Below are 23,715 nucleotides of genomic sequence, written 5' to 3'. Positions count from 1 at the left end.
TAGAGGCGAGTTGAGGCATGCAGGTGTGAGGACGTCCGCCGGGTGCCAAGTATGAGGCCATGGACGACGTCGCATCCGGCATCGCACCCGACATCGAAGCCGCCGTCTCCTTCGCGCGGGCCCTGGTCCGGCTGCGCACCGTCAACGCCGCGGGCGCCACGGAGGTCGAGCGGCCCGCCGTCGCGCTCGTCCGGCGGCTCTTCGACGGCTTCGGCTGGCCGTACGAAGTGACCGAGGTCGCCCCGGGACGCCCGAACGCCGTGGCCGTCGTCGAGGGCGGCGGCGGTCCCGGGCCGACCCTGATGTTCGAGGGGCACGTCGACGTCGTCACCGAAGGGGACCCGGCGGACTGGGGCGTGGACCCCTACGGCGGGGAGATCCGCGACGGGCGGCTGTGGGGGAGGGGCGCGGCCGACATGAAGTCCGGTGTGGCGGCCATGATCTACGGGGTGCGGGCGCTGCAGTGCGCCGGGCCGTTCCCCGGGCGGATCGTGGTCGGCGTGCTCTGCGACGAGGAAGGGCTGATGCTCGGCGCGAAGGCGTTCGCGGCCTCCGCGCTCGCCCGGCGCGTCGACGCGGTGATCGTGTGCGAGCCCGAGGGGTACGAGGTGTGCGCCTGTGCGCGCGGCGGGATCCGGCTCCGCCTCGACCTGGACGGGGCGATGGCGCACGGCGCGATGCCGCAGCAGGCCCGCAACCCCCTCGTCGCGGCCGCTGGCGTCGTCGCTGCGCTGGCCCGCGCCCAGGAGTGGGCGCGCGACCGCTACGGCACCCATGCGCGCGCAGGCAGCGTCACCGTCACGCCGACGGTGGTGCGCGGCGGCGACCCCGATCAGCTCAACGTCATCCCGGCACACGCCGTCGTCGGCGTCGACGTCCGCACCATGCCCGGCGCCGAGCACGACGAACTCATCAAGACCGTACGGGAGTTCAGCGCCGAGGCCGCGGCCGAAGCGGGCGTCTCGGTGCGGCTCACCGTCGTCGACGACCGCCCCGCGATCGAACTCCCCGAGCCCCATCCCGTCGTCACCGCCCTCGTCGAAGCCCACCGCCGCGTCCACGGCACACCGCCCCCGTTCGGCACCGTGCCCGGCACCACCGACGGCACCGTCCTCACCCGCGACGCGGGCCTGCCGACCGTCGTGTACGGCCCCGGCGGGAAGTGGATCGCGCACCAGAAGGACGAGTACGTCGAGGTGCGCGAGATCGGCGAGTACGCGCGCGTCTACGCCCACGCCGCGCGGGAGTACCTGACCCGCACGGCCGCGAACCCATCCGTATCACCGTGAAGGCAAAGGGAGTCGAGATGTCGTACGCCGATCTGTTCCGGCTCGACGGGCGGCGCGTCGCCGTCGTGGGCGGGGGCAACGGGATCGGCCGCGAGGCCGCCCGCGCCCTGGTCGCCCTCGGTGCGCAGGTGATCGTGGCGGACCGGGACGGGCCGGGCGCGGTCGAGACGGCAGACCTCGCGAACGAGGTGGAGGGGAAGGCCAAGGAGCCGGGGGAGAGGGAGGGGGCGGGCAGCGCCACCCCCTACACCCTCGACGTCCTCGAACCCGACGCCGTGCTCGCGGCCGTGGACGCGTGGGGCCCCCTGGACGGCCTCGTCGTCACCGTCGGCGTCAACGTCCGCAAGCGCATCGCCGACTACACCCTCGCCGACTTCGACCGTGTCCTCTCCCTCAACCTGCGCGCCTACGTCACCCTCATCCAGGCGGTCGCCCCGGGCATGGCCGAGCGCGGCCTGGGGAGCGTCGTCGGGTTCGCGTCGATGCGGGCCTTCCAGGTCGAGCCGGGGCAGGGGGCGTACGCGGCGTCCAAGGCGGGGCTCGTCCAGCTGCTGCGGACGGCGGCCGCCGAGTGGGGGCCGCGCGGCGTGCGGTTCAACGCGGTCGCGCCCGGCGTGGTGCGCACCGCGCTCACCGACCAGATCGCCGCCGACCCCGCCTGGTACGACGCCTACGCGCAGGCGTCCGCGCTCGGCCGCTGGGCGCGGCCCGACGAGATCGCCGGGGCCGTCGCCTATCTCGTCTCGGACGCCTCGACGTTCGTCACCGGGAGCGTGCTGACGGTCGACGGCGGCTGGACCGCCGTCGACGGCCGGTTCGACCCCTCGGTGTGAGGCGGTCGGGGGCGCGGGTCAGAGCTCGGGGCGCGTCGGCGCGTAGTGGTACGTCGACACCGTCTCGGCGATCTCCTCGGGCGTCATGTACGCATCGGTCCGCTCGAACGACGCGAGCGAGGCGGGCCGCCCGGCCTGGAAGCCGGTGCGGACGTAGTCGTCGCCCGCCACCGCGTTCAGGCCCCAGTTGGCGGCGGTGCGGAACCGTGCCGTGCCGCTGCGCAGCGCCGCCAAGTGGTAGCCCCGCGCGACGAGTTGGGCGGGCAGACCGGAGAGCTGGACGCCCAGCGGCTTCGAGACCGCCTGGATGCCGCCGAGGTCCACGACCAGGCCCATGTCCTTGTGGCGGTAGGGCGCGAGGGGCTCGCCGTGCAGCGCCGCGGCGACGTTCGACGCGGCGGCCCAGCCCTGGCGCATGGCGTGCTGGGCGGTGGGCGGGCAGACGGCGTCGCTGCCCTTGACCACGTCCGGCACCGCCGCCGCGTCGCCGAGCGCGAACACGCCGTCGAGGCCCGGCACCGTCAGGTCGGGCCGGACCACCAGGCGGCCCCGGTTCGTCTCGGCGGCGAGGGTCGCCACGAGCGGGCTGGGTGCGACGCCCGCCGTCCAGATCAGGGTGCGGCAGGGCAGGGAGCGGCCGTCGGTGAGCGTGACCGTGTCCTCGGTGCACTTCTCGACGCTCACCCCGAGGGAGACCTTCACTCCGCGCCGCTGGAGGATGCGCATCGCCTTGTCGCCGAGCCGCTCGCCCAGCTCGGGCATGAGGCGGGGCGCGAGGTCGACGAGGTGCCAGGTGATGAGGGTCGGGTCGAGGCCCGGGTAGCGCTTCACCGCCGCGGCGGTCAGGCGCTGCAGATAGGCGGCCGTCTCCGTGCCCGCGTAGCCGCCGCCGACCACCACGAACTGCAGCCGCGACTCCCGCTCCGCCCGGTCCGAGGTGGCCGCCGCGAGGTCGAGCTGGGCGATGACGTGGTCGCGGATCCAGGCGGCCTCGGCGAGCGTCTTGACGCCCACCGCATGGGTCTCGACGCCGGGGATGTCGAACTGCCGCGTGACGCTGCCGGGGGTGAGGACCAGGTAGTCGTAGCGCTCCACCACGGTCTCGCCGTTGATCTTCCGGACGACCACGGCCTTCGCCTTCGGATCCACCCCGACCGCGCCGCCGGGCACGATCGCCGTGCGGTGCAGCATGCGGCGCAGCGGCACGGCCACCGACTGCGGGGTGAGCACACCGGAGGCGACATGCGGGAGCAGCGGCAGATACAGCTGGTGGGCCTGCGGGCTGATCAAGCGCAGCTCGGCCTCGTGGGGCTTGAGGATCCGCTCGAGCTTGTGCGCGCATTCCATGCCGGCGAAACCACCGCCGACGACCAGGATCCGAGGAGCAGCCATGAGAAGTCTCTCCAGGTATTGAGGCGGACGACTGGCGCCAGGTGCGACGCGGACGGGCCTTTGGATCAACGTAGGCGATCCGTTCGCCGCTCACGACCGGAACGGTCAGGTCCTGAACAGAGATGACCTTCTCTTGGCGACTTTCTTCGTAATTCGGAACGAAGAATGAAGAAACGCACTCTCTCCCTGCGTACGACAGAACGGAACATTTCACGTGGGGCGGAGCATGGCGGAGGAACTGACCAAGGAACACCGCCGCGTCGCGGCCCGGCACCGCCGCCGCATGGAAGCGCTGCTGCTCTGCTTCGTCGCGGCGATCACGATCGGCGGGCAGATCTACACGGGCCTGTCCATGACGGGCCGGCTGCCGAACGGGATCTCCGGGTTCGCGGCGAGCGTGGTGCTGTTCCTCTTCGTCGCCCACGTGGCGGTCCGCCGCTTCGCCCCGTACGCGGACCCGCTGATCCTGCCCCTGGGCGCCCTCCTGTCCGGCCTCGGCCTGGTCCTCCTCTACCGGCTCGACGTCACGTACGCGAAGAAGTTCAAGGACGCGGTCGAGACGGCTCCCGGCCAGCTGATGTGGACGGTCATCGGGGTCGCGGTGTGTGCGGGGACGCTCGCGCTGATCCGCGACCACCGGGTGCTGCGGCGCTACATGTACCTGATGATGGCGGTCGCCCTCGTCCTGCTGATGGCCCCGGCGTTCTTCCCGGGCGACACCTACGGCGCCAAGCGGTGGATCTACCTGGGGCCCCTGTCGATGCAGCCCGGCGAGTTCGTGAAGATCATGCTGGCGGTGTTCTTCGCGGGCTACCTCGCCACCCAGCGCGACGCCCTCGCGCTCACCGGGCGCAAGGTGCTCGGCATGCGGCTGCCGCCCGCCCGCCAGTTCGCGCCGATCGTCGTGATCTGGGTCCTGAGCCTGCTCGTGCTGATCTTCGAGCGGGACCTGGGCACCTCGCTGATCTTCTTCGGCCTGTTCGTGATGCTCTTGTACGTGGCCACGTCCCGGACCAGCTGGATCGTCTGCGGTCTCGCGATGGCGGTCGTGGGCGCCGCCGTCGTCGGCACCACCCAGCCCCACGTCCGGGGCCGGGTCGCGGCGTGGCTGGAGCCGATGGCGGTGTTCCTGCCCCCGGACCAGCGGCCCCCCGGCCTCGTCTCCGACCAGGCGGCCCAGGCCCTCTTCTCCTTCGGCAGCGGCGGCCTGACCGGCTCCGGAATCGGCCAGGGCCACCCCGAGCTGATCGGCTTCGCGGGGCGCAGCGACTTCATCCTCACCACGGTCGGGGAGGAGCTCGGCCTGGCCGGCATGCTGGCGGTGCTCCTCGTGTACGCACTCCTCGTCCAGCGCGGCTTCGCCGCCTCCGTCCGCCTCAACGACCCCTTCGGCAAGCTCCTGGGCTGCGGCCTCGCGGGTGCGCTCGCCCTCCAGGTCTTCGTCGTCGCGGGCGGTGTCACGGGCCTGGTCCCGCTGACCGGCAAGGCCATCCCGTTCCTCGCCAAGGGCGGCTCGTCGCTGATCGCCAACTGGCTGATGATCGCGCTGTTGTTGAGGCTCAGCGACCGGGCGGAGCGGGGGCGGCTCGACGGGGTGGCCGACTGATCGGGCTGACCGGGGCTGATCCGGGCTACTCGGGCTGATCCGGTCCGCCCCGGGGGATCGGGCCGACCCGGGCGGCCTCGCACGCCTACGGCCGATACCGCAGCGGATGGTCCTCCGGCACCTCCACCACCGCGATCCGCACCCCGTCCGGATCCTCCAGCCACATCTCCACCAGCCCCCACGGCTCCTTCACCGGCTCCCGCACCACTGGCACCCCGCGCCCCACCAGTTCCGCGTGCGCCGCCGCCACATCGGCCACCTGGAGCCAGAGGCGGAGCCCGGGGGCGGGCGGTGCGGTGGCGCGGCCCGAGAGTTCGAGGAAGCCGCCGCCGAGGAAGTAGACCGTGCCGCGGTCGGGGCCCGTGCCGAACTCGCGGTACACCGCGAGACCGAGGCCCTCGCCGTAGAAGGCCCGTGAACGCTCGGGGTCGGTGGGGGTGAGGAGGGTCCTGCTGCTCAGTACGTGCACCATGCGCCCGCAGCCTAGTGGCGGGGTTAGGCTCGACGGTGCCCTGCCGTGCCGTGGACCGCGCACCGGCGGGGTCCGCCATGCCCGCCGAGAGACCGGAGTACCGCCCCATGGACACCGCCCCGACCCCCGCCACCGGCGCCCTGACCTACCGGGACGCCACCGACGCCGATGTGGACGCCCTGGTCGCGCTCATCGAGTCGGCGTACCGCGGGGACTCGAGCCGGGCGGGCTGGACCACCGAGGCGGACATCCTGGAGGGGCAGCGCACCGATCCGCAGGGCGTCCTCGACGTCATCAAGTCGCCCGACAGCAAGCTCCTCACGGTCGAGCGGGACGGCGCCGTCGTCGCCTGCTGCCAGCTCGAACACCGGGGCACGCACGCCTACTTCGGGATGTTCGCGGTCAGCCCCGCGCTGCAGGGGGCGGGCCTCGGCAAGGAGATCATCGCCGAGGCCGAGCGGACCGCCCGCACCGCGTGGGGCGTGACCGAGATGCACATGACCGTGATCTCGGTGCGGGACGAACTCATCGCCTGGTACGAGCGGCGCGGCTATCGCCGTACGGGACGGATGACCCCGTTCCCGTACGGCGATGAGCGCTTCGGCATCCCGCAGCGCGACGACCTGCAGTTCGAGCTGCTGGTCAAGCCGCTCGCGTAGCGGCGCCCGGCGTCACGCGGTGAAGCGGCCCGTGCGCTTGATCTCCGGGTAGTCCGTCGTCGCGCCGTCGAGCTGCAGGGCGCGGACCAGGCGCAGGTCGTCCTGGGTGTTCACCACCCAGCCGATGATGCGCAGGTCGGCCTTGCGGGCGTGCTCGACGATCTCCAGGGTGAGGCGCCGGATGTTCAGGACGAGCGTCGTGGCGCCGACCGCGGTGGCCCGCTCCACGACGTCCGTGCCGTAGCGGCTGGCCACGAGCGCCGTGCGCACGCCCGGCACCAGGAGGGCGATCTCCGCGATCGCCTCGTCGTGGAAGGAGATCACCTCGACCCGGGAGACCAGGTCGCGCCGGTGCATCACCTCGGCGAGCGCACGGGCCGCCGCCACGTCCTTGATCTCGGCCTGGAGCGGCGCCCGCACCGCGTCCAGGACCTCCTCGAAGACGGGGATGCGCTCGCCCCGCCCGGCGTCCAGCTCACGGAGCTCGGCGAGGGTCTTCTCGGCGATCGGGCCCTTGCCGTCCGTCGTCCGGTCCACCAGGGCGTCGTGCATGACGACGAGGGCGCCGTCCTTGCTCAGGTGCAGGTCGAGTTCGATGAGGTCGAGGCCCGCGGCTTGCGCGGCGATGAAGGAACGCAGGGTGTTCTCGGGCTCCACACCCATGATTCCGCGATGACCGATGGTGAGGAAGTTCAAAGGTCCACTCGCTTCCGTCGACGGCGGCTCGGCTGCCGGGTGGCGGGGACGGATGCCACGCGGCAAGCCCGCAGCCTAATGGCCCGACTCGGCGAAAGAACCACTGTGACGTGGTGGACCGGCCGATCCGGAGCCCTCCGCTCTGGTTCCCACGATCCCCAGAAGGATCCCGGTGATGACGGCGGCGACCAGAACTGCGCGGGTACTCACGGGTGTGCGGCTCCTCGACGGGGCGACCGGCTGACCCGCCCCGTCCTACCGGCCGGGCACCCGCCGCCGCGAGCCCTGTCACCCTGGCGTGGGCGATTCGTATGAGGGTTGACCGGTGAGTGGTGACCGGTCAGGCGAGGGGCGTCGTCTGGGCCACGGCGATCCGCCAGTCGTCCGCCTCCCGCGTCATCACGAAGGTCAGGACGCCCTGCGCCGGAGGTGCGGACGTCCGCTGGGCGGCGGGGCGCTCGTCGTGGACCGTCTTGGTCAGGCTCACGACGGCGGCGTCCGGGGTCGCGAACCGGATGTCGTCGATCTCCAGCACGGTCCGGATGTCCTTGAGCGGGGAGGCGACCGCTTCGGTCATCGCCGCCACGAAGGCCGCACGTCCGAAGAGGCGCCGCCCGACGAGGTTGACGATCACCACGTCGGAGGTGTGCAGCGCGGGAAGGACCGCGGGGTCGAGCTGCGCCTCTTGGGCGCGCTCGACGACGGCGCGTATCCGCTGCTCGTCGGCGGCGCGGGTGGGCGGGGTGGAGGCGGTGGTGGTCAGGTCGGGAGAGGTCATGCCGGAAAAGCTAGAACCTCAAGGCGAGTTGAGGTCAACAGCCGTCGGCGGGGCCGGACTTCACGCGCCGTCGCGCCCTGCCGCGTAGCTGTGCACCACGACGGTCCGGCCCGGGGCCCACCGCTGCTCGGTCGTGGCGAGGAGCTCCCAGCCCTGCCGCTCGTACAGCGCGGTCGCCGCCGTGTCCGTGGCCACGACGTCGAGCACCGGGTGCAGGCCGAGGCCGTGCGCCTCCCGTACGGCGTGTTCGAGGAGCAGGGCGCCGATCCGGTGGCCGCGGGCGTCCGGGGACACGAACAGCCTGCTCACCACGGCGGTCTCGGCCGTGCTCACCCCTGCGTGGCTGCTGAACAGGCCGGGCGCCGCGTCGCCGTCGCCGGCCCGCGCGAGCCCGATGTGCCCGACCACCGCACCGTCGAGCTCCGCCACCCACGCACCGCTCTGCGCCGTCCCGGCGAGCCACTGCCGGGGCTGCCGGGGCCAGTTCACCGGATAGCCGTCGTGGGCGTGCACGGCGGCGAGGACCCGGACGCAGGCGTCGAGGTCGGCGGTGGCGCGCGGGCGGATGCGGGGAACCGGCGGGGTGGCGATGGGGGAAGCGGGGTCGGTCTGGGGCGTCATGGTGTGAGGCTATGGTCTGGACAGGTGTCGGCCCCACGTGGTCTCCTCGCGTTCGCATCGGGGCGGACCGGCAGCGGGAGGCGGCGGCCATGGCGGCGGGGGAGAAGCCCGGGCGCGGGGGAGTCTCGGAGTCGGCGGAAGCAACCCCCGGGGGCCCGGCCGGGGGGCTGCGCGCGGTTCTCTGTGGCGCAACCCCAACTACCGTGTCTTTCTTGGCGTTCAGACCCTGTCCGCTCTCGGTGACTCCTTCTCCGCGGTGGCCGTGCCGCTCCTGGTGCTGCACAGCACGGGCTCCGTGCTGCAGATGGGACTTGTCACCGCGCTCACCGGGGTCGCCTCGATCGTGACGGGGATCTTCGCCGGGGTGGTGGCCGACCGCGTGGACCGGCGGCGGCTGCTCATGGCCGCCGACGCGGTGCGCTGTGTGCTGTACGCGCTGATCCCGCTGGTCTGGCTCTTCGCGAGCCCGGTGTGGCTGCTGTACGCCGTCGTCCCGGTCGCCGGGGTCTTCTCGATGCTCTTCCAGGTCACGTACGTCACCGTGGTGCCCGGCATCGTGGAGCCCGGCCAGATCACCCGCGCCAACGGCCACCTGTACGCCTCGTACGCCGTGGTGAGCGTGGCCGGTCCCGCGCTCGCGGGGCTGGTCGCCGCCGCGTTCGGGGCGGCGGCCGCCATCGGGGTCGACGCGGTGACGTTCGCGGTCTCGGCCCTCGGCATCCTCTCCGTGAAGGTCCGGGCGGCGGGGCGGCCCGAGGGGCAACAGGACGGTGTGAAGGGGGAGTTCCTGGCGGGTGCCCGGTTCCTGTGGCGGCATCCGGTGCTGCGGCCCCTCACCGTCCTGCTGTCCGGGATCACCTTTCTCACGTACGGGATCACCGACGTGCTCATCTTCCGGGTGAAAGAGGATCTCGGGCATGCGGAGAGCACCGTCGGCTACGTCCTGGCCGCGGGCACACTCGGCACCCTGCTCGGTTCGCTGGCGGTCGCCCGGCTGCGCGAGCGGGTCGGGTTCGGGGCCGTGTGGATCGGGGCGACCACGGTGACGGGCGCATGTGTGAGCGTGCTCGGGCTCTCGTCGAGCGTCGTGGTGCTCGGTGTGCTGGCCGCCGGGATGCTGTGCGGCACCGGCATCGCGGGCATCAGCTCGATGTCGCTGCGCCAGGAGGTCACGCCGGGGCATCTGCTAGGCCGGGTCACCGCCGCGTTCTGGACCCTGCACTCCGCCCTCGGGCCGCTCGGCGCCGCGGCCGTCACCGCGGCGACCGCCGGGTTCGGGGTCGCCGCGGTGTGTCTGGCCGTGGGCGGCTGTGTGACGGCGATCGCGCTGCTCGGCGCGTTCACCGGGGTGGGGCGCTCCCGTCGGACGGCCCCGGCCCCGTAGCCGGTGCGGGCGGCGTCGGGCCCGAACTCGGTGTGTCCGTCGACCCGTTGCGCTTCTGGTCCCCGTGCCCCGGCCACCATGCCGCGTGGCCGATGAGGGCCGTGAGCGAGGGGGTGAAGAGCATCGCCATGATGAATGCCGCGATCGCGATGCCGAACGAGAGCGAGAAGCCCATCTGGGAGAGCGTGGAGTTGCCCGCCAGCATCAGCGTCGCGAAGGTGCCCGCCAGGATGACGCCCGCGGAGCCGATGGTCGGCCCGGAGTGGCGTACCGCAGTGCCCGCCGCGTCGTGCGGGCTGCGCCCCTCGCGGGCCTCCTCGCGCAGGCGGGAGACCATCAGGATGTTGTAGTCCGTGCCGAGCGCGACCACGAACAAGTACATGATCACGGGCAGCATGAACATCAGGCCCGGCTGGCTGCCGATCTTCGTGAACAGGAGCGAGGTCGCACCCAGCGTCGCGCCGAACCCGAGGGCCACGGACAGCATCAGGTACCAGGGCGCCACCAGGCTGCGCAGGAGCAGGCCGAGGATGACCATGATGCAGATCGCCGCCACCGGGAAGACCACCGAATAGTCGCGGTCCACGGCCTTGTTGATGTCGACGTACACCGCGGTGATGCCGCCGACGAGGGCCTTCGTCCCCGGTGGCGCGTCGGCGTGCGCGGCGGGGCGCAGCTGGTCCTTGACCGTCGCGAGCGCCTGGTCGGAGGCGGGCGGATCGGACAGGATCACGGAGTACGAGGCGGTGGACCTGTCCGGGCTCATGACCGGCTTGGCCACCTGGCCCACGCCCTTGACGTTCGCGAGCTTCGTGCGGAAGGCGTCGGCCTCGGCGTCCGGGACCGGCTTGTCGGTGGTGGAGGTCAGATAGACGGAGGTCGGGTCGGTGGTGCCCGCGGGGAAGCCCTTCTGGAGGTTCTTCAGGGCGACCATCGACTCCTTGGTCTTGGGCAGCGAGGACCCGGCCAGGTCGAAGTTGGCCTTGTAGCCGAGCGCGCCGAGCGCCAGTGCGCCCATGAACAGGGCGGAGACGACGGCCCATACGGCGGGCTTGCGGGCGATCGAGCCGCCGAGCTTGGCGAAGCCCGTGCCGTGCGGTTCGCGCTGCCAGGACTTCGAGGGCCAGAAGACCTTCGTGCCGAGCTTGGAGACCACCGCGGGTACCAGCGTGAGCCCGGCCAGCAGCGTCAGGAACACGGCGATGGCCAGGGCGGGGCCCATCGAGCGGAGCATGCCGAGCGAGGAGAGCGTGAGTGCGGCGAAGGCGACGATGACGGCGCCCGCCGCCGAGGTGATGGCCTCGCCGACCCGCTCGACGGCGTGCACCATCGCGCCCTTGGGGTCCTCGCCCGCGCGCAGCGCCTCCCGGTAGCGGAAGAGCAGGAACAGGATGTAGTCCGTGCCGACGCCGAACAGGACGACGGTCAGCAGCTCCTGGATCGAGGAGTCCGCCTTCATGTCGAACGCCTTGTTGGCGGCGGCGATCAGGCCGGTTGCCATCGGCGAGATCAGGCCGATCAGGACGACGGGCAGGAACGCGATGATCGGGCTCCGGAAGATCACGAGGAGCAGCACGATGATGATGACGATCGTGCCGACGCCGACGAGCATGCCCGCCTTCTTCGACGCGTCGCTCTCGTCCAGGGCCTGGGCTGCGGAGCCGGTGATCCCGGCCGACAGGTCCGTGCCCTTCAACTCCGGTTTCAGGTCGGCGCGCAGGTCCTTGACCGCGTCCTGCTGCTTGGTGTCCTCGGGGTTGGTGACCTTCGGCATCGCCACCATGGCCGTCTGCACCAGCTTGTTGGGCGAGACCTCGCCCGGCACGATCTGCTGGACGTCAGGGATCTGCTTGGCCTGCAGGTCCTTGGAGATGCGCACCACGTTCGCGGAGTCGGCCTCGGTGAGCTTCCCGCCGTCGGAGCGCTGGAAGACGATGATCGCCCCGACGTTCTCCTGCTGGGGGAAGTCCTTCTCCTGGACGTCGGCGGCGCGGATCGACTCGTAGTGGTCGGGAAGGAAGCTCGCCTCGTCGGAGCTGGAGGTGAGCTTCGGCGCCAGCGAGATCACGGCACCGGCCGCCACCACCCACGCAATGATGATCCACCAGGCACGGCGGACGACGAATCGGCCCAGGCCAGCAAACATGCGGAACTGCCTCTCCTCGCCCCCGAGGCGTTCAGTCGCGTTCCGCCATGATCTTCCGGACCGGTCGGCCCCGCCACTCGGAGGAGTGACGGGGCCGGTGGGCGGGGCGGGCGCCGGTCAGGGACCGGTCCCGCGCCCGGTCGGAAGCCGATCAGGAGTCGATCAGAAGTTGATCATGTGCCCGGCCAGGCCGTGCACCGCTTCCTTGACGGCCTCGCCGAGCGTCGGGTGCGCGTGCACGTTGCGCGCGACCTCGTGCACGGTCAGGTCCCACTGCTGGGCCAGGGTCAGCTCGGGCAGCAGCTCCGTGACGTCCGGGCCGATCAGGTGGGCGCCGATGATCTCGCCGTGCGTGGCGTCCGCGATGACCTTCACGAAGCCGACGTAGTCGCCGAGGCCGTGCGCCTTGCCGTTCGCGGTGAAGGGGAACTTCGCGACCTTGACGTCGAAGCCCTTCTCCTTGGCCTGCGCCTCGGTCCAGCCGAAGCTGGCGATCTGCGGCTGCGAGTAGGTCGCGCGCGGGATCATCGGGTAGTCGAGCTCCATGGTCTCGGCGCCCGCGATGGTCTCGGCGGCCACGATGCCCATGGACTCGGCGGTGTGCGCGAGCATCAGCTTCGCGGTCACGTCGCCGATGGCGTAGATGTTCGGCACGTTCGTCCGGCCGCGGCCGTCGATGTCGATCGCGCCGCGCTCGGTCAGCGCCACGCCCGTGGCCTCCAGGCCGTAGCCCGTCACGTTCGGCGCGAAGCCGATGGCCTGCAGGACCTTGTCGGCCTCCAGGACCTGCTGCGCGCCGTCCTTGGCGGTGACCGTCACGCGCACCTGCGGGCCCGACTCGTCGATGGACTCGACGCGCGTCGAGGTCAGCACGTCGATGCCGAGCTTGCGGTACTGCTTGGCGAGCTCCTTGGAGACGTCGGCGTCCTCCAGCGGCGCGATCCGGTCGAGGAACTCGACGATGGTGACCTTCACGCCGTAGTTGTGCAGGACGTAGGCGAACTCGATGCCGATGGCGCCGGCGCCCGCGATCACGATGGACTGCGGCACGTCCTGGCTGAGGATCTGCTCCTCGTACGTGACGACGCGGTCGCTGCGGCTGGTGCCGGGCAGCAGCTTCGGGGTGGCGCCGGTCGCGATGATGCAGTTCTCGAAGGAGATCGTCGCCGTGGTGCCGTCGGACTTGGCGACCTGGAGGGTGTTGGCGTCCAGGAAGGTGCCCCGGCCGTCGTACTCCGTGATCTTGTTCTTCTTCATCAGGAAGTGGACGCCCTTGACCCGGCCGTCCGCGACCTCGCGGCTGCGGCTGTACGCCTGGCCGTAGTCGAAGGAGACCTGGCCGTCCACCTTGATGCCGAAGGTCTTCGCCTCGTGGTTGAAGATGTGCGCCAGCTCGGCGTTGCGCAGGAGGGCCTTGGTCGGGATGCAGCCCACGTTGAGACAGACACCGCCCCAGTACTTCTCCTCGACGACCGCTACGCGCTTGCCCAGCTGGGCGGCGCGGATCGCGGCCACGTAGCCGCCCGGTCCTGCTCCGAGCACGACGACGTCGAAGCGCTCTTCCATGGGGAGGTCCTCTCTGGTGATTCGGTTGGCCCTATGCGTAGATCATCCGTCATCGGGCGGCCCGGATGGCGGCCGGGTGGCGTACGCCACGGTGCTGAGTTCGGGAGTACGGCACTCCGTATGTCCGGGACACCGTGCGACGGTACCGCCGGGCGCCCCAACCCCCGTTCCCCGCCCTGGTGTTGGCGACTCCGGGACGGGTTCACCCGAACGTGGATCACGGGATAGTGTCGCGCCATGGTCAGTGACAGCGCCGCCGAGAAGCCGTCCATTCCCTACGACATACCGACGTCGGCGCGCGCCTACGGCTGGATGCTCGGCGGCAAGGACAACTACGAGGTCGACCGGAACTTCCTGCTCTCCACGCTCCCGCACTTCCCCGAGTGCGTCGACATCGCCCGGCAGAACCGTGAGTTCCTCTACCGCGTGGTGCGCCATCTGACCCGCGAGGCGGGCATCCGCCAGTTCCTCGACATGGGCTGCGGACTGCCCACCGACGACAACGTCCACCAGGTCGCCCAGCGCTTCGCGCCCGACACCCGCGTCGTCTACGTGGACATCGACCCCATCGTCCTCGCCCACGGCCGCGCCCTGCTGTCCGACGACGCGAGCACCGCCGTGATCACCGCCGACATGCGCGACCAGGACGCCGTCCTCGCCCACCCGGACGTGGCCCGCCTGATCGACTTCGACGAGCCCGTCGCGGTGCTGTTCCTGTCCGTGGTGCACCACCTCACCGACGCCGACGACCCCCGGCGCGTGCTGCGCACCGTCCTCGACCGCGCGGCGCCCGGCAGTCTGCTCGGACTCTCCCAGGTGGTCGCCGACGACCCGGTCAGGGGCGCCGCGATGACGGCGCACATCTCCGGCGGCGGCGTCCCCTGGCAGACCCGCACGCCCGCCGAGGTCGACGCCCTCCTCGACGGCCTGGAACCCCTCGACCCGGGCCTGGTCGACCTCGTCGACTGGCGCCCCGACCCCGGACAGCCCGCCCTCGCCCCGGTCCACGACGACCTGCGCCCCTACCTGGGGGCCACCGACGCGAAGACCGGGATCTACGAGTACGGGGGAGTGCTCCGCAAGCCGTGAGGCCCGTAAGGGCGCGGAGCGGGACTACACCCGGGCCAGCACGGCGGGCCGGGACCGGCTCATGACCACCCCGGCGAGCACCGCGCCCCAGCAGACAAGGACCAGGAGCGGACGCACCCACGACGTGCCCGCGTCTCCGGGGGTGACGAGCGTGGCGAGCTGGTCGAGGGCGCGCGTCGGCAAGTAGTCGGCGGCGCGGCGCAGTCCGGCCGGGAAGTCGTCGAGCGGGAACCAGAGTCCGCCGAGCAGCGCCAGCGGGAAGAAGACGCCGAGGCAGGTGAACTGGGCGGCCTCGCCGACCGCGACCAGTCCCACCGCGAGCCCCGCCACCACGAACACCAGGCTCGCGCCCCAGATCACGCCGAGCGCGGCGAGCCAGTCGCCCGCGGGCATCGACACGTCGTTGACCAGCGCGCCGAGCGCGAAGACCACGACGGTCGCGGGCAGGGTGGCCAGCCACGCCGTGAGGGCCTTCGCGCCGAGGTAGGCGGGGCCGGTCAGCGGGGTGAGGAGCACCTGGCGGGCCCAGCCCTCGCCGCGCTCGGCGCCGAGGCGGATGCCCGCGCCGTTCAGCGCCCCGAAGAAGGCGCCCGACACCGACATGGAGAGCATGTAGTCGCGGGCGAACTGCGGGCTGTCGGAGAGTGCGTCGGACGCCACCACGGTGAACATGAGGTAGAAGCCCGCCGAGAACAGCACGGAGAAGGTGAGGAAGTAGACGCTGCGGATGAGGCACAGCGTGTCCAGCTTTGCGTAGCGCAGCATGTCAGGCCGCCCCCTTCGGCGTCGGTGCGCCCTCTTCGTCCTGGGGCGGCGTGAGCAGTTCGGACACCGCGTCCTCCAGCGACGCGGAGGTCAGTGCGACGCCGCGCAGGGCGATCCCGCCCGTGCCGGCGACCTTCGCGTAGAGCGCGGCGAGGGTCGCGTCGCTGTCGTTGGTCGTCAACACGTGGGTGGCCGCGCGCTGTTCGGTGGCGGGGTGCTGTTCAACTGTCCGAACTCCGGGCAGTCCGCGCAGCATTCCCTCGGAGAGCGGTTCGTCCGCACGGAAGGAGATCCGGCTCTCGGTGAAGGCCGAGCGCAGCTCGTCGACCGTGCCGTCCGCGACGATCCGGCCCGCCCGCAGCACCACGACGCGGTCGGCGAACTGCTCCGCCTCGTGCAGGTAGTGCGTGGTGAACAGGACCGTGGCGCCGCCCTGCGCACGCTCGTTGAGGATGTCCCAGAAGCGGGCCCGGGCGGCGACGTCCAGGGCGACGGTGGGCTCGTCGAGGAAGAGCAGCCGGGGCAGCCCCGCGAGGGCGAGACCGAGGCGCAGCCGCTGCCGCTCGCCCCCGGAGAGCTGTTCCACCGGCCGCTTGCGCAACTCCCGTAACCCGGTCTCGGCGAGGACGTCGGCGCTGTCGCGGCGCCCGTACAACTCGGTGACCAGGGTGAGGAGTTCGCCGACGCGCACATTGCGCATCAGTCCGGCCTCCTGGAGCATCGCGCCGAGTTCGCCGGCCGCGAGCGCCGGGGCGGGGGAGCCGCCGAGCACCTCGACGGTGCCGGTCTGCGGCGGCAGCAGCCCCAGCAGGACGTGGGTGAGCGTGGTCTTGCCCGCGCCGTTGGCGCCCAGCAGCGCCACGCGTTCGCCGCGCCGCACGTCGAGGCTGACCCCGGACAGGGCCCGCACCCGGGTGGAGCCGCGCCGCCGGACGACGTCGACCTCCCGAATGCGCACCAGGATCTCCGCCGCTGCCGCTGTCATCCCCGCCCCCACCCCGTCCCATTCGACGCTTGTAAACCGCGCCAGCGTAGCAGGAGATCATTTTTGAAAACAGGTGTGTAATCCCTTACCGGTGACATTTGTAATCGTTTATTGATGACGCCCGTTCGAGAATCCAGACATTGACAGTCGGCGTTCTCGCTTCCCATACTTTGGCACTTGTGCGGGGCATTCTGAATTCGAGCTCCGTACGTCCATCGATAAATGATCCAGGAGGTGAATTCTGATGAAGATCGAGAGTGTGATCGTCGTCGAGCACCGTAGTTCGGCTCTCCAGCCCGGCCTGGTGTCGGCCGCGGACAGCGGCGCCTTCGGCGTCGTCGTGCCGGGTGCGTCGTCCTGTTGCGCGGGGTGCACGTCCACGTCCTGCGGCGCCGTTGTGCGGCCGCTGAGCTGAGCTAAGGGGTGCCGGGCGCAGCGCTGCGCCCGGCACCTCCCTGGGCACCCCGCCGCCGTGAGGAGAAGAGATGATTCCCAAACCAGTCATCATCAATGTGCCCGTCGATGACGTCGACGCCGGAATTGAGTTCTACGAGGACTTTCTCGGTCTTCGGCTCGCCCGTTCGCTCGCGCCCGGACAGATTTCTTTCCATGCGCCGGTGTCGAGCGACGGGATCCTGCTCACCGTGAACAAGCGGCATTTCCCGGGCGAGGGTGTGACCGTGATGTTCGCCGTCGACGACATAGACGCGGCGCTCGCCGCGTGGAAGGCGGCGGGCGGAACCGTGGTGGCCGGCCCCTATGACCTTCCGCTGCCCAAGAAGATCCGCGAGGAGTTCCGTGATCAATTCCGGGACAGCCCCTTCTACCGGGGCGAGGCGGGCGACTCCATGGGCCGCGGCGCGAGCCTGAACGACGCCGAGGGCAACCGCATGGGGATCGTCGAGCTCAGCGAGTGGGCGCACGCCACCTTCGCGCTCGGCACGTACGCGAACCCGGTCAGCGAGGAGCAGTTGAAGGACCAGTCGATCGCGCTCGCCCGGCGCGTGCCCGCCACCACCGAGATGTTCGACGGACCCGACGCCTCCGGCGACGCCGCGGCATCCGACGACGACCGAGCGGACCCGTCAGGAGGGCCCACCGCATGAACGAGGATTCCGGTCTCACCCAGTTCAGCCTCGGCATCAACGCCTACCGCGTCCTTGCACCGGAGGCGCGTGCCGTGGGCGTGCGCACGCACCAGCTGCGCTTCGACAACCTGGGCGCCGAGCCGCCCGGCGCCACCGGCAGCCGCGTCGCCGAGGAGTTCCTGACCGCCAGCAGGCTGCGCGCCCACGACCGCGAGGGCGTCCTGTCGGCCACCGACTACTTCGGCGACCCCATGGTCACCACCCTCGCCCAGCTCGACGACGACCCGGTGGCGAGCCATCAGCGCACCGAGCTGCCCGCTTCGGTGCCCGCCGCCATGGAGCTCGGTGAGGCCCTGATGCGCCGCCGCAGCGTCCGCCGCTACAGCGGAGACCCCATCGCCGCCGCCGAGTTGGCGACCGTCCTGCGGCTCGCCGACGGACTGACGGCGGAGGCCGACGTGGAGCTGCTGCGCGGCGGCCACGAGACGTTCCGCTTCCGCACCGCGCCCAGCGGCGGCGGCCTCTTCCCGATCGCGCTGCACGTCGTGGCCCTCGACGTGACCGGGCTCGACGTCGGCGTGTACCGCTACCAGCCGGTGCGCGACGTCCTGGTCAAGGAGGACGGCCAGGCCGGGGTCGACCGGGTCCTCGACGCCTTCACCACGCCGGGCACCTCCATCGCCTTCGACACCGCGGCCGCGCTCGTCGTGCTGGTCGCGAGCCCCTGGCGGAGCATGCGCAAGTACGGGCCGCGCGGCCTGCGTTTCGTCCTGCACGAGTCCGGCAGCATCGCCCAGAACATGCACCTGGCCGTCACCTCGCTCGGCCTCGGCTCCACCGACTGCGCCAGCTTCGTCGACGACGACCTGCACGCGGCGCTCGGCGTCGACGGGGTGCTGCGGGCCGCGGTGCACACGGTGGTGCTCGGGAGGCTGGAGTGAACAGCAGCCCGTACGAGGGGACGGAGCGCGCAGGGACGGGGCGCGCAGAGACGGAGCGCGCAGGGGCGGACCGCGAGCTCCTGGTCTATCTGCACATCCCGTTCTGCCGCTCCAAGTGCCACTTCTGCGACTGGGTCACCGAGGTCCCCACCGCCGAGCTCCTGCTCAAGGAGACCGACCAGCCGCGCCTGCGCTACATCGACGCCCTCTGCCACGAAATCACCGCACGCGGCGCCGAGTTGACGGCCTCCGGCTACCGGCCGACCATCCTGTACTGGGGCGGCGGCACCGCCTCCATCCTCACCCTCGACGAGATCGCCAAGGTGAGCGCGGCCCTGCACGAGGCGTTCCCGCTCCGGGACGGGCTGCGCGAGGCGACCATCGAGTGCAGCCCCGAGACGCTCGACCCGCAGAAGCTCGCCGCGTTCCGCGAGGTCGGCTTCGAGCGGCTGAGCAGCGGCGTGCAGTCCTTCGACGACCGGCGCCTGCGCACCCTGGGCCGCAGCCACGACGCCGCCCAGGCCCAGCGCATCGTCCGGGCCGCGGCCGACGCCGGGTTCGACGACATCAGCATCGACCTGATCTGCGGCTTTCCCGGACAACCGCCCGAGGAGACCGCCGACGCCGTGCGCACCGCCCTTGGTCTGCCCCTCACCCACGTCGCGCTCTACCCCTACCGGCCCGCCCACGGCACCGTGATGCGCCGCCAACTCGGCCGCGGCAACCGGCACATCGACCGCGACGAACAGAAACGCGGCTACGCCGTGGGCGCCGAGCTCCTCGTCGACGCGGGCTTCCCCGAGTACGCGATGAGCCACTTCGGCACCGACCGGCACCTCTGCCACAGCGACCTCACCTACTTCCAACTCCGCTCCGACTGGGCCGGGTTCGGCTCCGGCGCCACCTCCGTGCTCGGCGGCCGCTACCTCTCGCACGCCCGCGGCCGCCTCCTCGACTACAACCGCGACCCGCTCGCCTTCGAGGAGGACTACGCCCTCGGCTCCGCGGCCATCGCGCCCCGCATGCTCTACCAGTCCCTGACGACGTACGAGGGCGCGCGCCGCGACTGGTGGCAGGAGCGCACCGGGCTCCCCTTCGACGAGGTGCTCGACCAGCGGGCCTGCCGCACCCTCCTGGAGTTCTTCGCGTCCGTCACGACCGTGGTGCGCGACGACGACGGGGTGCGCCTGCCGCCCGACGCCGTCGCCGACGCCTTCATCGAGCTGCAGTACCTCAACGCACCCCGCCAGGGGCGCACCGACCTGTCCGTGACTGCCGCCGCACTCATGGGCTGAACCGCAACCGGGAGGAGAAGTCCGTGTCCACGCGACGCACCAGCCGCACCGTGCGCATCAAGTCCGTCTACTCGGTGGTCCCGCACGACCGCAACACCGTGGAGCTGCGCTCGGGGGTCTGGAACCCCCAGTCCATCACGCTCGTCGACCACAGCGGCGCCGGCCGCCTCAGCACCCTGGTGAGCGGCCTCGACGGCACCCGGGACCGGTCCCAGCTCGCCAAGGAGGCCGGGGTCACCCGCACCGAACTCGAAGCGCTCATCGACCACTTGGACCAGCTCGCCGTCCTCGAACACGGCCCGTCCACGGCGCTCGACGCCTACCTCGACCGCACCGCGACCGGCCGCGTCGAGCGCGCCGCGACCGAGTCCGTGCGCATCCTCGGCGGCGGCAGCTCCGCGGCCCAGGTGGCCGCGCTCCTCGGCGCCCACGAACAGCTCACCGTCAGCGGCCCCGAGGACAGCGCCGACCAGCTGCGCCTGCTCGACCAGTGCCCGCTCGACACCCTGGAGGACGGGCTCGCCTTCGAGCGGTTCGCGGAGCAGTTCGAGGACTGGCGCGGCTGCCTCCTCGTGCACATCGGCGACGCCGTGCACCCGCTGCGCCTCGCCACCCTCAACCGCGTCGCCCTCGCCCTCGGCACCTCCTGGATCCAGGCGGCCCTCGACGGACCGCTGCTCCTGGTCGGCCCGACCTTCGTCCCGGACAGCACGGCCTGCTTCACCTGCTTCGAGACCCGCGTGGTGATGAACCTCCGCGAGGGCGCCGCCTACCAGCGCTACAAGAAGGCCCTCGCGGGCGCCGAAGGATCCCTGCCCGAACACGGCGACGGCGGCACCGGCGTGCTGTCCTCGCTGCTCGCCTCGCACACCGCCCTCGAAGCCCTCAACATGGCGGTCACCGGCGCCACCAGCACCGTCGGCAAGGTCCTCGGCATCTACCTGCCGTCGATGGAGATGGTCTACTCCGAGGTGCTCCGCCTGCCCGGCTGCCCCTCCTGCGGCACCGTGCCCGAACGCGACGGCACCGAGGTCTACTTCGACGTGCGGCGGTGGATCGATGCCTGAGCTGCGCACCGACTCCGGGCTCCGCCTGGTCGAGCCGCCCGACGTGCAGACCCGCCGGCTGCGCCGCCGCATGCACGCCCCGTTGTGCGGCCTCATGCCTCAACTCGGGTTCCTCACCCGCCCCCGCTACGCGCCCCGCCTCATGGTGTCCGGCGGCGACCTCACCGGCGTCCACGTCCTGCGCGACCAGCCCCGCCCCAAACTCGGCAGCTACCACATCGGCGGCTACGGCGTGCGCCCCTACGAGTCCCACATCCGCACCCTCGGCGAGGTCGTCGAGCGCTACGCCGGATACGTCGCCGCCGTCAGCGGGGCGTTTCCCGTCCGGTTCGCCCCCGAGGCCGACCTCGGCGACGAGCCGCACTTCCCGGTCGGCGCCTATGCCCCGTACACCGAGGAGCAGTTGACGAGCGTCGGCTTCCCCTTCCGTCGCCCGCGAGCGGAGGACCCGATCGGCTGGAGCCGTTTCACCTGCCTGCGCGACGGCCGACAGACGTGGCTGCCCGCCCAGTTGACGACCGTCGGCTACGTGGTGCGCGACACCGAGGGCGAGCCCTGGGTGCAGCCCGCCGTCACCACCGGCACCGCCGCGCACACCGACCCGCACAAGGCGGCGCTCGGCGCCCTCCAGGAGATGGTGCAGATCGACGCGGCCGTCGGGCACTGGTACGGCGGCACCCGGTCGGTGCGGATCCGGCCCGGCGCGCGCTGCGCCGCACTCCTGCGCCTCATCGACCGGCACTGCCACCCGCTGGGCGGGCAGCCCGAGTTCCACGTGCTGCCCAGCGCCGACCTGCCCGGCTTCACCGTCGCCTGCCTGATCCGCGAGCCCGGCGGCCAGATACCCGCCGTCGCCGTGGGCCTCGGCGTCGACGAACGCCTGGAGTCCGCCATGTACAAGGCGTTCCTCGAAGGCGTCGGCGTCCGTGCCCTCGCCACCTGGACCAGCGTCCAGGACCACGCCACCGGAGCCGCGGGGGACAGCGACGAGGCCATCTTCGACCTGGAGAGCAACGTCGTCCTCGCCGCGTCCCCCAAGGGCGCCCGCGTCGTCGAGGACCGCTACGGAGACTGCGACGAGGCGAGCGCCGACGACCTGCCGCCGGACCCGCGAGACCCGGACCCGGAGCGCTCCGTACGGTCCTTGATCCGAGCCTTCCACGACACCGGCAAACGCCTCTACGGCGCCGACCTCACCACCGTCGACACCGCCGAACTCGGCTTCGTCGTCCCCCGGTTCTGGAGCCCCGACCTGCTCACGCTGCCGCTGCCCAGCGCACCCACGGCGGCCCATCCCCGGTTCGCGGCGTACGGAGGGTTCAGGCGGCATGCCCCTCATCCGTTCCCCTGAACTCACCGGCGCGGTCCCGGCCGACACCCGGCCGCTGCTCGCCGCCACCGTCGTCATGCTCGGCCTCGCCTCCATGACCCTCGCCTCCCACCTGCACACCCGCTGGCCCGCCGCGCGCCGCCTGCCGATGCTCGGCCTGCACCTCGGGGTCTGCGCCCTCACGGTGCTCGGCGGCGCCGCGCTGCTCGGCGCCGGGGTGCTGCGGCCGGTGCGGGACGCCGGGGCCGCGGGCCTGGCCGCCGGGCTGCTGCTCGGCCCGCTCGTCGGGTACGCGGCCACGCGCGCCGACCGGTCCGTCACCCGGTGGTGGGGGCGGCGGGCCGGACACTCCGTGCGCGACGACCGGCCCGTGGCGCTGCGGTCGGGCGCCGCACGTCCGGCCGGGGTCGCCATCGCCGCCGCGGCCCCCGCCGAGCGGCGCACCGGGCTCATCGAGGCCTGCAACGACTTCGCGCCGACCTCCGCCGACCTGCGGGTACACCTGCCGCTCCTGGTCGCCGTCGCGGCCGCCGAGGAACTCGTCTACCGGGGTGTCCTGTTGGGCCTCGCCCTGCGCGCCGGCACCGTCGGACTCGCCGTCGTTGCGGTCCTCGGAGCGCAGCTCGTCTTCGCCGTGTCGCACGTGTTCTTCGGCTGGGGACAGGTGCTCTCCAAACTGCCCCTGGCTGCGCTGTGCACGGCCGCCGTGCTGCTCACCGGGACGGTGCTGCCCGCCGTCGTCGGGCACGCCCTGTTCAACACCGGGGTGTGGCGCTACCACCGGGCGCGCCCCGCCGCGTCGACCCGGCGGAGGCTGCCATGAACACCACGACGCGCGTCCTGGTCCTCGTCTCCGTCGTGCTCCTCTACTACTGGCTCGGCAAGGCCGCGCTGTTCCGCGCCGCCCGGTACCTGGCGGCGGTGACGCGGATCGGCCCGGCCCGCTGGGGCACCGCACAGCGCGCTGACGTGTTGGAACTCGCCGTCGCCGGGGCCAGCCACGTCGTCGTGGTGGCCGTGCTCCTCGCGGTGACCGGTATCAGCCCCGGCGTGCTGGTGAGCGGCCTGGCGAGCCCGCAGCTGCTCGGCCTCGGCGTGCTGCTCGGCATCGGCGAACTGGCGCTCGGCTCGCTGCTGTGCCGGGCCCTGATCGAGATGACCCTCGCACGCGGGAAGCCGACCCAGCGGGCGGCCGCGCCCCCGCCCTCCCGCCTCCCCAATTCCGCACGCCTGCAAGCGCGTTCACGCACCGCCGTCCGCACCCGCCCGGCGGCGCCCGGCGGTGGCGGCCGCGAGGACCAGGGCGTGGCGCTGCGCTCCTGGCTCGGCCGCTCGCGCGGCGGCTGGATCCGCCACCACCTGACCGCCCTGAAGGTGCTGCCGCTGTGGGCGGCGCTCGGCCTCACCGGCGTCCAAGTGGCCTCCGAGGAACTGGTGTTCCGGGGCGTGGCGATCACCTGGTTGCGCGACGCGGGCCCCGTCGTCGCCCTCACCACCTCGATCGTGCTGTTCATCGTGATGCAGGCGTTCTTCATGTCGTCCTGGCAGGGCGCCATGTTCCCCGTGGTGGGCGGCGTGGTCATGGGGATCGTGCACGGACTCGTCTTCTGGGCGGTCCCGGACGTGGCGCCGCTGGTCGTGGCGCACGTCGTGTTCTTCGTGTTCGCCGTGCTCTGAGCCCGACCAACCGGGCTTCGGTGCGCGGCAGTTGGA

At 72.0% G+C, this 23,715-nt stretch carries 23 protein-coding genes; 14 read left to right on the top strand and 9 right to left on the bottom strand.

The features are described 5' to 3' along the window. The first annotated feature begins 59 nt into the window (after positions 1 to 59). Both ACQB60_RS23415 and ACQB60_RS23410 read left to right on the top strand, forming a co-directional pair. Positions 60 to 1,289, top strand: a complete 1,230-nt coding sequence (locus ACQB60_RS23415; RefSeq protein WP_496928044.1) for a M20 family metallopeptidase — start codon at positions 60 to 62, stop codon at positions 1,287 to 1,289. A gap of 17 nt (positions 1,290 to 1,306) precedes the next feature. Further along, complete coding sequence (locus ACQB60_RS23410; protein WP_496928043.1) at positions 1,307 to 2,122, top strand: SDR family NAD(P)-dependent oxidoreductase; 816 nt, start codon at positions 1,307 to 1,309, stop codon at positions 2,120 to 2,122. Positions 2,123 to 2,140: 18 nt separating this feature from the next. Here ACQB60_RS23410 and ACQB60_RS23405 read toward each other — a convergent pair whose 3' ends face one another. Further along, positions 2,141 to 3,514, bottom strand: a complete 1,374-nt coding sequence (locus ACQB60_RS23405; protein WP_496928042.1) for an NAD(P)/FAD-dependent oxidoreductase — start codon at positions 3,512 to 3,514, stop codon at positions 2,141 to 2,143. 226 nt (positions 3,515 to 3,740) lie between these two features. Here ACQB60_RS23405 and ACQB60_RS23400 point away from each other — a divergent pair, with 226 nt between their 5' ends. Continuing rightward, a complete protein-coding gene (locus ACQB60_RS23400; protein WP_496928041.1) occupies positions 3,741 to 5,120 on the top strand; it encodes an FtsW/RodA/SpoVE family cell cycle protein in 1,380 nt (459 codons plus the stop codon). Positions 5,121 to 5,205: 85 nt separating this feature from the next. Here ACQB60_RS23400 and ACQB60_RS23395 read toward each other — a convergent pair whose 3' ends face one another. Continuing rightward, complete coding sequence (locus tag ACQB60_RS23395) at positions 5,206 to 5,592, bottom strand: VOC family protein (RefSeq protein WP_496928040.1); 387 nt, start codon at positions 5,590 to 5,592, stop codon at positions 5,206 to 5,208. Between the two features lie 107 nt (positions 5,593 to 5,699). Between ACQB60_RS23395 and ACQB60_RS23390 the strand changes: the two genes are divergently transcribed. Beyond that, positions 5,700 to 6,251, top strand: a complete 552-nt coding sequence (locus tag ACQB60_RS23390; RefSeq protein WP_496928255.1) for a GNAT family N-acetyltransferase — start codon at positions 5,700 to 5,702, stop codon at positions 6,249 to 6,251. Positions 6,252 to 6,263: 12 nt separating this feature from the next. Here the strand turns inward: ACQB60_RS23390 and ACQB60_RS23385 are convergent, their stop codons facing one another. The 3 genes from ACQB60_RS23385 to ACQB60_RS23375 all read right to left on the bottom strand — a co-directional run bounded on the left by ACQB60_RS23385 (position 6,264) and on the right by ACQB60_RS23375 (position 8,346). After that, positions 6,264 to 6,947, bottom strand: coding sequence for a glycerophosphodiester phosphodiesterase (locus ACQB60_RS23385; RefSeq protein ID WP_496928254.1), 684 nt, complete (start codon positions 6,945 to 6,947; stop codon positions 6,264 to 6,266). Positions 6,948 to 7,287: 340 nt separating this feature from the next. Next, on the bottom strand, positions 7,288 to 7,725 hold the full coding sequence (locus ACQB60_RS23380; RefSeq protein WP_496928039.1) for an SgcJ/EcaC family oxidoreductase: 438 nt from the start codon (positions 7,723 to 7,725) through the stop codon (positions 7,288 to 7,290). A 60-nt stretch (positions 7,726 to 7,785) separates the two neighbouring features. Next, the gene (locus tag ACQB60_RS23375) at positions 7,786 to 8,346 is read right to left on the bottom strand and encodes a GNAT family N-acetyltransferase (RefSeq protein WP_496928038.1); all 561 of its coding nucleotides are present in this window, start codon (positions 8,344 to 8,346) and stop codon (positions 7,786 to 7,788) included. 37 nt (positions 8,347 to 8,383) lie between these two features. On the opposite strand from ACQB60_RS23375, the gene ACQB60_RS23370 reads away from it, so the two are divergent. Continuing rightward, positions 8,384 to 9,730: an MFS transporter gene (locus tag ACQB60_RS23370; RefSeq protein ID WP_496928037.1), complete on the top strand. Its 1,347-nt coding sequence runs from the start codon at positions 8,384 to 8,386 to the stop codon at positions 9,728 to 9,730. Here the strand turns inward: ACQB60_RS23370 and ACQB60_RS23365 are convergent. Together ACQB60_RS23365 and lpdA are read right to left on the bottom strand one after the other, a co-directional pair. Further along, positions 9,687 to 11,876, bottom strand: a complete 2,190-nt coding sequence (locus tag ACQB60_RS23365) for an MMPL family transporter (RefSeq protein WP_496928036.1) — start codon at positions 11,874 to 11,876, stop codon at positions 9,687 to 9,689. The two genes, ACQB60_RS23370 and ACQB60_RS23365, sit on opposite strands and share 44 nt — an antisense overlap. Before the next feature lie 162 nt (positions 11,877 to 12,038). Beyond that, positions 12,039 to 13,442, bottom strand: a complete 1,404-nt coding sequence (gene lpdA, locus ACQB60_RS23360; protein WP_496928035.1) for a dihydrolipoyl dehydrogenase — start codon at positions 13,440 to 13,442, stop codon at positions 12,039 to 12,041. Between the two features lie 237 nt (positions 13,443 to 13,679). Between lpdA and ACQB60_RS23355 the strand changes: the two genes are divergently transcribed. Further along, positions 13,680 to 14,531: an SAM-dependent methyltransferase gene (locus tag ACQB60_RS23355; protein ID WP_496928034.1), complete on the top strand. Its 852-nt coding sequence runs from the start codon at positions 13,680 to 13,682 to the stop codon at positions 14,529 to 14,531. Positions 14,532 to 14,555: 24 nt separating this feature from the next. Here ACQB60_RS23355 and ACQB60_RS23350 read toward each other — a convergent pair whose 3' ends face one another. Beyond that, on the bottom strand, positions 14,556 to 15,296 hold the full coding sequence (locus ACQB60_RS23350; protein WP_496928033.1) for an ABC transporter permease: 741 nt from the start codon (positions 15,294 to 15,296) through the stop codon (positions 14,556 to 14,558). 1 nt (position 15,297) lies between these two features. Beyond that, on the bottom strand, positions 15,298 to 16,281 hold the full coding sequence (locus ACQB60_RS23345) for an ABC transporter ATP-binding protein (RefSeq protein ID WP_496928032.1): 984 nt from the start codon (positions 16,279 to 16,281) through the stop codon (positions 15,298 to 15,300). Between the two features lie 244 nt (positions 16,282 to 16,525). Between ACQB60_RS23345 and ACQB60_RS23340 the strand changes: the two genes are divergently transcribed. From ACQB60_RS23340 to ACQB60_RS23305, 8 genes are all read left to right on the top strand, one after another. Then, positions 16,526 to 16,696: a hypothetical protein gene (locus ACQB60_RS23340; protein WP_384833147.1), complete on the top strand. Its 171-nt coding sequence runs from the start codon at positions 16,526 to 16,528 to the stop codon at positions 16,694 to 16,696. A gap of 70 nt (positions 16,697 to 16,766) precedes the next feature. Next, complete coding sequence (locus ACQB60_RS23335) at positions 16,767 to 17,387, top strand: VOC family protein (RefSeq protein ID WP_496928031.1); 621 nt, start codon at positions 16,767 to 16,769, stop codon at positions 17,385 to 17,387. Next, positions 17,384 to 18,310: a SagB/ThcOx family dehydrogenase gene (locus tag ACQB60_RS23330; protein WP_496928030.1), complete on the top strand. Its 927-nt coding sequence runs from the start codon at positions 17,384 to 17,386 to the stop codon at positions 18,308 to 18,310. The genes ACQB60_RS23335 and ACQB60_RS23330 overlap by 4 nt, the downstream gene beginning before the upstream one ends. Further along, positions 18,307 to 19,605, top strand: coding sequence for a coproporphyrinogen-III oxidase family protein (locus ACQB60_RS23325; RefSeq protein WP_496928029.1), 1,299 nt, complete (start codon positions 18,307 to 18,309; stop codon positions 19,603 to 19,605). The genes ACQB60_RS23330 and ACQB60_RS23325 overlap by 4 nt, the downstream gene beginning before the upstream one ends. A 23-nt stretch (positions 19,606 to 19,628) precedes the next feature. Next, positions 19,629 to 20,672 carry a TOMM precursor leader peptide-binding protein gene (locus ACQB60_RS23320; RefSeq protein ID WP_496928028.1) on the top strand — a complete coding sequence of 348 codons (1,044 nt, stop codon included), beginning with the start codon at positions 19,629 to 19,631 and terminating at the stop codon, positions 20,670 to 20,672. After that, positions 20,665 to 22,023, top strand: coding sequence for a YcaO-like family protein (locus ACQB60_RS23315; RefSeq protein WP_496928027.1), 1,359 nt, complete (start codon positions 20,665 to 20,667; stop codon positions 22,021 to 22,023). The genes ACQB60_RS23320 and ACQB60_RS23315 overlap by 8 nt, the downstream gene beginning before the upstream one ends. Continuing rightward, the gene (locus ACQB60_RS23310) at positions 22,001 to 22,825 is read left to right on the top strand and encodes a CPBP family intramembrane glutamic endopeptidase (RefSeq protein ID WP_496928026.1); all 825 of its coding nucleotides are present in this window, start codon (positions 22,001 to 22,003) and stop codon (positions 22,823 to 22,825) included. The genes ACQB60_RS23315 and ACQB60_RS23310 overlap by 23 nt, the downstream gene beginning before the upstream one ends. Next, the gene (locus ACQB60_RS23305; RefSeq protein ID WP_496928025.1) at positions 22,822 to 23,679 is read left to right on the top strand and encodes a CPBP family glutamic-type intramembrane protease; all 858 of its coding nucleotides are present in this window, start codon (positions 22,822 to 22,824) and stop codon (positions 23,677 to 23,679) included. Before ACQB60_RS23310 ends, ACQB60_RS23305 begins: the two co-directional genes overlap by 4 nt. Positions 23,680 to 23,715 lie beyond the last annotated feature (36 nt).

Source organism: Streptomyces odontotermitis (assembly GCF_050510915.1).
Classification (GTDB): Bacteria; Actinomycetota; Actinomycetes; order Streptomycetales; family Streptomycetaceae; genus Streptomyces.
This window is presented reverse-complemented; position numbering and strand designations above follow the sequence as displayed.

Bases quoted from the DNA above. Each gene is read 5' to 3' on its own strand.
- ACQB60_RS23415 (WP_496928044.1), top strand. From the start codon at position 60: ATGGACGACGTCGCATCCGGCATCGCACCCGACATCGAAGCCGCCGTC.
- ACQB60_RS23410 (WP_496928043.1), top strand. From the start codon at position 1,307: ATGTCGTACGCCGATCTGTTCCGGCTCGACGGGCGGCGCGTCGCCGTC.
- ACQB60_RS23405 (WP_496928042.1), bottom strand. From the start codon at position 3,514: ATGGCTGCTCCTCGGATCCTGGTCGTCGGCGGTGGTTTCGCCGGCATG.
- ACQB60_RS23400 (WP_496928041.1), top strand. From the start codon at position 3,741: ATGGCGGAGGAACTGACCAAGGAACACCGCCGCGTCGCGGCCCGGCAC.
- ACQB60_RS23395 (WP_496928040.1), bottom strand. From the start codon at position 5,592: ATGGTGCACGTACTGAGCAGCAGGACCCTCCTCACCCCCACCGACCCC.
- ACQB60_RS23390 (WP_496928255.1), top strand. From the start codon at position 5,700: ATGGACACCGCCCCGACCCCCGCCACCGGCGCCCTGACCTACCGGGAC.
- ACQB60_RS23380 (WP_496928039.1), bottom strand. From the start codon at position 7,725: ATGACCTCTCCCGACCTGACCACCACCGCCTCCACCCCGCCCACCCGC.
- ACQB60_RS23375 (WP_496928038.1), bottom strand. From the start codon at position 8,346: ATGACGCCCCAGACCGACCCCGCTTCCCCCATCGCCACCCCGCCGGTT.
- ACQB60_RS23365 (WP_496928036.1), bottom strand. From the start codon at position 11,876: ATGTTTGCTGGCCTGGGCCGATTCGTCGTCCGCCGTGCCTGGTGGATC.
- lpdA (WP_496928035.1), bottom strand. From the start codon at position 13,442: ATGGAAGAGCGCTTCGACGTCGTCGTGCTCGGAGCAGGACCGGGCGGC.
- ACQB60_RS23355 (WP_496928034.1), top strand. From the start codon at position 13,680: ATGGTCAGTGACAGCGCCGCCGAGAAGCCGTCCATTCCCTACGACATA.
- ACQB60_RS23350 (WP_496928033.1), bottom strand. From the start codon at position 15,296: ATGCTGCGCTACGCAAAGCTGGACACGCTGTGCCTCATCCGCAGCGTC.
- ACQB60_RS23345 (WP_496928032.1), bottom strand. From the start codon at position 16,281: ATGACAGCGGCAGCGGCGGAGATCCTGGTGCGCATTCGGGAGGTCGAC.
- ACQB60_RS23340 (WP_384833147.1), top strand. From the start codon at position 16,526: ATGAAGATCGAGAGTGTGATCGTCGTCGAGCACCGTAGTTCGGCTCTC.
- ACQB60_RS23335 (WP_496928031.1), top strand. From the start codon at position 16,767: ATGATTCCCAAACCAGTCATCATCAATGTGCCCGTCGATGACGTCGAC.
- ACQB60_RS23330 (WP_496928030.1), top strand. From the start codon at position 17,384: ATGAACGAGGATTCCGGTCTCACCCAGTTCAGCCTCGGCATCAACGCC.
- ACQB60_RS23315 (WP_496928027.1), top strand. From the start codon at position 20,665: ATGCCTGAGCTGCGCACCGACTCCGGGCTCCGCCTGGTCGAGCCGCCC.
- ACQB60_RS23310 (WP_496928026.1), top strand. From the start codon at position 22,001: ATGCCCCTCATCCGTTCCCCTGAACTCACCGGCGCGGTCCCGGCCGAC.
- ACQB60_RS23305 (WP_496928025.1), top strand. From the start codon at position 22,822: ATGAACACCACGACGCGCGTCCTGGTCCTCGTCTCCGTCGTGCTCCTC.